Consider the following 7,175-nt stretch of genomic DNA (forward strand, 5'->3'; position numbering starts at 1 on the left):
ACCCTCCGACAGGTGAACCGGTACTTTTCCGGTACTTTTTACGACAGCGCCAGCCGCTCGGCGCGGGCGGCGTCGAGGGCGCTCGCCACGGCGTCCAGGTCGTCGTCGAAGAGGTCGGCGTAGGTGTCCAGGGTCATCGCCGCCGAGGCGTGCCCGAGCATCCGCTGGACGGCCTTCACGTTCGCGCCCGCGCTGATCGCCAACGACGCCGCGGTGTGACGCAGATCGTGCGGGGTGACGTAGGGCGTGACCGGGGGCTCGGGCTGTCCTGCCGCCCTCGCGGCGTCCACCGCCGCCATATCGGCCGTGACGACGCGTTTCACGGCCCCCGCGAACCAGCCGGTGCCCGACTTGCCGGACGACAAATAGCCGCCGTCGTCGTCGGCCGGCCACACCAGATCGTCGGCCCCTCGGTGGGCGGTCGCCCGCTCGATGGCCTCGTCGAGGAACGGGGGGTAGGGCACCGTGCGGCGCTCGTGGGTTTTGGGGGTCCCGACACGCACCCGGCCACCAACGAAAACGGCGTTCTCCTCCACGGAAATGCGCCGCCGAGCGCGGTCGACGTGGCGGACCCGCAGCCCGGCCATCTCGCCCCACCGCAGCCCGGTGTACGCCACGAACCGGACGACGTCGGGGTAGCGGGACTCCTGGGCCAGGCGCTCGACCTGCTCGTGAGTCAGGTAGGCCCTGGCCTTGCCGGTCTTGCGCGGCGTCTTGACTTCACGGGCCGGGTTGCTCGGGATCCGCCGGTCGCGTACGGCCCCGTCGAGGATCGCGGCCAGGACGCCGTGAGCCCGCTTGACGGTGGTGGCGGATCGGGCAGCGGCCAGCTCGGCGACCCAGGCGGCGATCTCGGTGTGACGGATGGAACCGACCTTGCGTTTGCCCCACTTCGGCTCCACGTGGACCCTCCAGGCCGACGCGTCGGAGTAGAACGCCGACGGCTTGACCGCCGCCTCGTGGGCCACGAGCCAGTCGGCACCGAGCGCGCCGATGGTGATCTGGGCGTCGCTCGGCGCGATGTAGGCACCCTGCAGCTTGGACACCTCGACGGTGGCGAGGAACGCCTCGGCCTCACGCTTGGTCCGGAACGACGCCTTGCGCGCCGTCCGGCCGTCGGGCCGGCGGTAGCGGGCCTCCCAGAGCCTCTTCCCGGCGCTGGTCTCGTAGGGGCGGGTGAAGCCCATGGCGGTGTTCCTTTGTGAGTTTTCGGCGCCTCGAATGAGGGCAGATGTGAGATTACTGGATCGCGCGTGGTAGAGTCGTGCGAGACAGACATGGGCGCGAAAATAAAGCGCAGGGCCGCCGCTGAGCGGTGAGACCCGAGATGGAGCACGTGGCGCTCGCCACACTCCGCCCAGACGATCGGCGACACGGTCAGGGTGGACCGGGCTCCGGACTGAATGAGTCCGGAGGACACCCATGTCCGTCGTCAGCACCCCCCTGCTCGACTCCCTGATCACTCCCGACACGCTCGCCGAGCGCCTCGGGGTGAAGCGCCGCACCGTCGATGAATGGCGGATCGAGGGCAGCGGCCCGCGGTACCTGCGGCTCGGCCGCACGGTGCGCTACCGGCCCGAGGCCGTCGATGAGTGGCTGCTGGGCCAGGAGCGCACGGCGACCTCCGAGGAGCGCTGATGAGCGCCCTCACGCCCCCCGTCATCACCGGTGCCCCGCCCTCCCTTGACCTGTCATCCTTCGGGGTCGAGGACCATCTTCTGGCCCCGGCCCCCGGCCGGGGATCCTCACCGGCACCCGCCGGAGGCGGGCTGCCCGCTGCCGTGCCATCGGCGGAAAACACGGCCCTGGCCGCCGAATCTTTTCAGCCGTCAAAAACTGGCAAACTGGACAGTGACGTCTCTCAGCCCCCCTCGATCGGCGTCATCACAGGGATCGGGCGGGGGGCACCCTCCTTGGGTTGCCCCCCGCTAGTTTCGAAACTAGACAGTCCTGCCGGCGAACTGGACGACGAACTGGACAGTGCTGCCGGTGGTCCGGTGCCCGGCTACCGGGTGGTCGCCTCGACGCCGGAGCAGGTCGCCCAGGCCGATGCGTTCTTCGAGCGGGAGAAAGCCGCCGAGACCGAGGCGCAGAAGGTCCGTGCCCAGGGCCGTGCCACGGTTTTCACCCTGATGCAATACCGGGTCCACCCGGACACCGGCGAGGTGCTGATCACCGAGGAGCACCTCGACCGTCTGCGGCGCTGGGACAAGGTCGGTCGGATCGCGGTGATCTGGCACGACCAGGACGTGTTCGACGAGGCGGAGGCGCAGTACCAGCGGTCGAAGGGCCGCTCGGTGAGTGCCGGCGATCTCAAACCGCTGCACGCCCACGTGGTGCTGTGGTTCGAGCAGAAGGTGTCGATCCGCGCGATCTCGGACGTGGCCCGTATTCCGTCGGCGCGAATCAAAATGTCGAACGAGGAGCTTGAGTCTGCCGGGGAGGACGTGCCGGTGGGTCGCAACGCCCGGGAGCGGGCGCACTACCTCTGCGTGCAGTACTTGCTCCACGAAGGCAAGTCGCAACAAGACAAGCACCGTTACGACCGGCGCGAGGTGTGGGCGACTTTCGACGTGGCGGCCTATCTGGGCGAGATGGCGCTGCGATTCAAGGGCGGTCAGTCGGCGAAGGCTGGCCAGCGGGCCAGCCTCAAAAAGCGCGACGCGATCCGTGAGGCGGTGATGCTCGGCGACATGACAATGAAGGAGGTCCGCGAGACCGAGCGCACGATCTACATCCAAGACCTCGAGAAGTTGCAGAAGCTCCGCCAGGACTTCCTGCTCCATCAACCGGCCCCGCGGCATAGGACGAACTACTACATCGGGTCACCTGCCGGCGCACAGCGCAAGGGGCGCACGGGCAAGACGCAGCTCGCAAAGCTCTTCGCCCGGATGCTGTACCCCGATCTCGACGCCGAAGAGTGCTACCACGTCGCGACGGATGCCCGTGTGCCGCTCCAGAATTACAAGGGCCAGCCGGTCATCATCTGGGACGACTACAGCGTGCCCGGTCTCCTGGCGGCACTCGGCAGCCGTGAGGGTGTGTGGCAGGTGTTCGACGATCATCCGAGCGCAAGCGACGCCAACATCAAGTACGGCTCCGTGAGGCTCGTACACGTCGTGAACATCATCGCCAAGACGACGCCCTACGCCGAGTATCTTGACGGACTCGCCGGCAAGTACACCGATGCCAGCGGGAACGTGCACGAGGCCGAGGATCGCAATCAGTCTTGGGGCCGCTTCCCGGTCGTGTTCGAGGTGACCACCGACAGCATCGAAATGCTGCTGAACCGCGGCTTCGCGGACGACACTGACGATTTCCTGGCCTACCAGAAGGTCGCCCGGATGCGGGCCAGCATGAAGACGGTGTGCAGCGCTCTCGACTCCATCGAGAGTGAGGAGGAGCGCGAGGCCGCCACGTTCTCGGTGGGTGAGGTGCTCCTGCGCCCGATCATCGACCAGCACCACGCCCTCCAGCCCGTCGCGAATCGCGTCGGGGCCGACATCGTCGGCGAGCTGCTCGCCGGGATCGAGGTGCTCGATGCCGAGGCTCTGGAGCAGGTTGACGCCGCCGCCGCCGAGGAGGCAGCAGCCCGCGATCACGAGGTCCAGCTGGCCGAGCAGCTCGCCGAGCTGGAAGACATAGCCGAGGCGAACCGCCTCGCGCAGATCTGCACCTGCCCTCATAACCGCAGGACCGGCTCGATTTCATATCGCGACGTGCTCTACCGGAGCCACGAGGGCGGATGCCCCGTGCTCGTCGCTCGAGAAAGCGAACTCCGCGAGCAGCTGGCCGCCGTCTGATTCCCCCCCACCCCCAACGAAAGGACCCCCACGATGACCAAGACGCCCACCGATCTCGACGCGACCGTCGCCGATCTCACCGCCCAGCTTCGGGCCGCTCGGCGGGCCGCTCGTACGGCCCGCCGGGAGGCTCTGCTGGCCGCCCGCCAGGACCTCGGCGTGTGGCTGGCCGAGGCCGCCGGCGCGGACACGCCGGAGGCCGTCGCCCGGCTGCGCGACGCGCTCGATCCGGGCCAGCTCCGGGCCGCGATCACGGCCGCCCCGGAGCCCACTGCTGGGCAGCACGATGGCGGCGCGGACGCCGGCTACTGATCCCCGTCACCGTTCCCCCGGGTGAGGCCCCTGGTGGGGCCTCACCCGGGGGACAGCTTTCCCGGTGCGCCAGCGCCGGGAGCCCCCGGAGGGCCCCGGCAATTTGCGCGTCAGCGCAAATTGTCTTACGGGGTTAAGACATTTTTGTCGTGCGTGCAAATGTGGGCAAATCGCGGTGAGTGGGTGCAGGGCCCCGATCGACGTGGCACGTGTCGACAAAGTGGGGTACATCACGCGTGAGATGTGAGCAAACCGCGTGTCGTTCCCTCTCCGGGCGGTGCGGGCCTGGCGGCCCGCCCGCACGGGTATGGGCCCGGGCTCCGCCCGGGCGAGGATGCTCTCCACAGCCCGGCTTGTCGGCCGGTGGAGGGCGGGATTTGTGATTGATGGACGAGCGAAAGTGAGGACACGATGAGCGAGATTGTCGGTCGTGCAGGATTCCACGTCACACACACGAAGAGCTTCGGTGAGCGGGGCGCGATCCTACATGAGATGATGCGCGAGCTGGACGAGGACTCGATCGCCTATTGGGCGGCGCGGAACCCCAATATCGTTGCCGCTGATGAGCGGTACGACGAGGCGTGGGTGAACGACGGGAATGGCGGGTTCCGCCGCTGCACCGACCGCCAGGAAGTGCTCGATTACGGCGACGCCCGAGTCGGGAAAGTGAGGCGCAAGCTCACCGAGGATCACCTCGATCACAAGACGGGGACGATGCGAGGCGGGACGGTGACGCTGAGCCTGCTCGTGCTTCACCTGCCGAAGTCGATGTGCGTCGAGATTCCCGACGGCTATCCGCGTCTTTCCGGCGACGGCACCCCCCTGCTCGATGCCGCCGGTAAGCCGCTGTGGCGGAGCCGGTGGGTCGCGCGAAATCGCGACGCGGCCCGCCGGTATTTCGAGGACGAGATTCGTTACTTGGCCGAGAACGTGATCCCCGGCGGCTGGGCCGCGATCCACGGCTACGACGTCCAGCATTCCGAGTCCACTCCGCACGTCCAGCTTCTCGCCGACACGTTCGCCCCGGATCCGAAGCACCCGGGCTCGCTGCGGGCTGAGGCGTCGCGGACCTGGTTCGAGCACCGCGACGTGCGTGACGAGACCGGGCGGATGAAACGGGGGCCGGACAAGATGCGTGATTACCACGCCGGCTTGAAGGCCCATCTCGTCGGACTGGGCTACGACATTTCCCCCGATTTCGACGAGGTGCGGCACATGGTCGGTCATGCGAAGGCCGACTACGCCAAGGTCAAGGACCAGGCCACCGAGAACGCCGAGCGCGAGGACATCCTCGATGAGTGGGCCGACGATCTCGGCACGGAGAAGCAGCGCCTCGACGGCGTGCGCCTGGGGCTCGCCGCCGAGGACGACCGCCTGCGCCGGGAGCGTGAGCTCCAGGAGGCCCTCGACGCCGATCTGGCGGCTCGGGAGGCCGCCGTGACGGCTCGTGAGCGCCGGGTCGTGGGTGACGCTCAGCGCGCCGCTGACGCCCTTCAGGAGGCCCGGACGGCCTACCACGGCGGGCTGTCGCGGGTGGCCACTCTCGAGGCCGAGACGCGGACCCTGCGGGATGAGCTGCGGGCCGGGACGCGGGTCCTGGAGCCGGGCGTCGACCGGGACGCCTACCTGGCCCGGGTCAACACCGCTCAGCGCCGGAAGAACACCTCGACGCACGCGTTGAACGCGTGGCCCGAGCCCCCCACCGACACCGACGGACCGGAGCTCGAGTGAGATTTGGGTACTTTTCCGGTACTTTCTGGTCCGCCAGGAGATGCGAAAGGCCCCTCGATCCGCGCCATTGCGTGGATCGAGGGGCCTTCCCGCGCGTGGGCCCTGTGGGAATCGAACCCACAACCCGCGGATTAAAAGTCCGCTGCTCTGCCAATTGCGCTAAGGACCCGAGCCGGGCCCCAGCTTACCGATCGGCCGTACGATCAGGCGGCGATGGACACCTCTTCGGCCAGCATCTCGCGGATCCGGCGCTCGAGGTCGTCGGCGACACGCCGCACGGCCTCGAGGTCCTCACCGACGACAGCAGGCACCTCCCAGTTGATCCACCGCTTGCCGGCGAAGTCGTGGAACTCCGGCACGCCCAGCGTGACGACCACGTCGGCCGCGCCCAGCAGGCTGCTGGTGAACGGCATCGGGTAGGGGTACTTCAAGGAGATCCCACGCTCGGCCAGCACGGTGATGACATCGCGGTCCAGACCACCCCGCGAATGCAGGCCCGCGCAGCGTACGTTCACCTTCCCCTCGGCCAGGTGCTTGGTCAGCGCGGCGGCCATGTGCGACCTGGCGCTGTTGTGCTCCGAGACGAAGAGGATCTCGGGGAGCGCCTTGGCGATCCCACCCTCGGCCTGGGCCTTGGCGAGCAGCCCTTCCTTGGCCATCCGCGACACCAGGAGCGGCAGGAAATCGGTGACCGTGGCCTGCTTCTCCAAGTGCTCCCGCGCAACCTCGACCGCGGCGCGCACCTCGGCAGGGGTGAAGACACCCTCGTAGTGGTCGGCCAGCTGGGCCGTGTCGTACGCGTAGCGCGCTTCCAGTTCCTCTGTGGTCAACATGATGACCCCTCCTCCCAAGCAGGTACTACGTGTCTGCATGTTCTCGACAGTCGTGACGTTTCGTCAGTCGTGATGGTCTCGTCGGTCGTGTCCTCGACGCGTCACGCTTCGTGACATCGCGCCCTCGACACATCGTGGGGGCTCCGATCATGCCCACCAGCAGGTCCACCATACCCAACTGGACACAATTCGTTCACCTTGCGTTCACCTTGACGTTTCCCATCGGACACTTTGATCTCCAGGAGCGCGGCCGATCCGGCGTCCCGACGGCGCCGCCACAGGCCTACAAGCACCCCGGAGACGGGCGCCGACACCCTCGCGGAGCCACACCGACGTCTCCCCCAGGAACCGACCGCCCGTTACCTTCTTCGTACCCCTGATGATGGGGGTGCTGGTCGCCAGGCCCGGCATGACTTATTGCCCCTGTCGTTGATGATCCGGGGGGTGTTGTCACCGGGTCTGGTGGCGTTGGTTGACCGCTGATAGGGACACGGCC

At 68.0% G+C, this 7,175-nt stretch carries 6 protein-coding genes and 1 tRNA gene; 4 read left to right on the forward strand and 3 right to left on the reverse strand.

What is annotated here, in order from left to right:
* Positions 1-38: 38 nt before the first annotated feature.
* Positions 39-1,187, reverse strand: a complete 1,149-nt coding sequence (locus VB059_RS13385) for a site-specific integrase (protein ID WP_323422476.1) — start codon at positions 1,185-1,187, stop codon at positions 39-41.
* 235 nt (positions 1,188-1,422) lie between these two features.
* On the opposite strand from VB059_RS13385, the gene VB059_RS13390 reads away from it, so the two are divergent.
* The 4 genes from VB059_RS13390 (at position 1,423) to VB059_RS13405 (ending at position 5,846) form a co-directional block, all read left to right on the forward strand.
* The gene (locus tag VB059_RS13390; RefSeq protein ID WP_323422477.1) at positions 1,423-1,638 is read left to right on the forward strand and encodes a helix-turn-helix domain-containing protein; all 216 of its coding nucleotides are present in this window, start codon (positions 1,423-1,425) and stop codon (positions 1,636-1,638) included.
* Complete coding sequence (locus tag VB059_RS13395) at positions 1,638-3,803, forward strand: hypothetical protein (RefSeq protein WP_323422478.1); 2,166 nt, start codon at positions 1,638-1,640, stop codon at positions 3,801-3,803. The genes VB059_RS13390 and VB059_RS13395 overlap by 1 nt, the downstream gene beginning before the upstream one ends.
* A 33-nt stretch (positions 3,804-3,836) precedes the next feature.
* A complete protein-coding gene (locus VB059_RS13400) occupies positions 3,837-4,115 on the forward strand; it encodes a hypothetical protein (RefSeq protein WP_323422479.1) in 279 nt (92 codons plus the stop codon).
* 411 nt (positions 4,116-4,526) lie between these two features.
* The gene (locus tag VB059_RS13405; RefSeq protein WP_323422480.1) at positions 4,527-5,846 is read left to right on the forward strand and encodes a hypothetical protein; all 1,320 of its coding nucleotides are present in this window, start codon (positions 4,527-4,529) and stop codon (positions 5,844-5,846) included.
* Positions 5,847-5,942: 96 nt separating this feature from the next.
* On the opposite strand, the gene VB059_RS13410 is transcribed toward VB059_RS13405, so the two are convergent.
* A tRNA-Lys gene (locus VB059_RS13410) sits at positions 5,943-6,015 on the reverse strand.
* A 34-nt stretch (positions 6,016-6,049) separates the two neighbouring features.
* Positions 6,050-6,679: a three-helix bundle dimerization domain-containing protein gene (locus VB059_RS13415; RefSeq protein WP_323422481.1), complete on the reverse strand. Its 630-nt coding sequence runs from the start codon at positions 6,677-6,679 to the stop codon at positions 6,050-6,052.
* Positions 6,680-7,175 lie beyond the last annotated feature (496 nt).

The organism is Raineyella sp., assembly GCF_034933565.1.
In the GTDB taxonomy this organism is placed as follows: Bacteria; Actinomycetota; Actinomycetes; order Propionibacteriales; family Propionibacteriaceae; genus Raineyella.

Bases quoted from the DNA above. Each gene is read 5' to 3' on its own strand.
- VB059_RS13390 (WP_323422477.1), top strand. From the start codon at position 1,423: ATGTCCGTCGTCAGCACCCCCCTGCTCGACTCCCTGATCACTCCCGAC.
- VB059_RS13385 (WP_323422476.1), bottom strand. From the start codon at position 1,187: ATGGGCTTCACCCGCCCCTACGAGACCAGCGCCGGGAAGAGGCTCTGG.
- VB059_RS13405 (WP_323422480.1), top strand. From the start codon at position 4,527: ATGAGCGAGATTGTCGGTCGTGCAGGATTCCACGTCACACACACGAAG.
- VB059_RS13415 (WP_323422481.1), bottom strand. From the start codon at position 6,679: ATGTTGACCACAGAGGAACTGGAAGCGCGCTACGCGTACGACACGGCC.
- VB059_RS13395 (WP_323422478.1), top strand. From the start codon at position 1,638: ATGAGCGCCCTCACGCCCCCCGTCATCACCGGTGCCCCGCCCTCCCTT.
- VB059_RS13400 (WP_323422479.1), top strand. From the start codon at position 3,837: ATGACCAAGACGCCCACCGATCTCGACGCGACCGTCGCCGATCTCACC.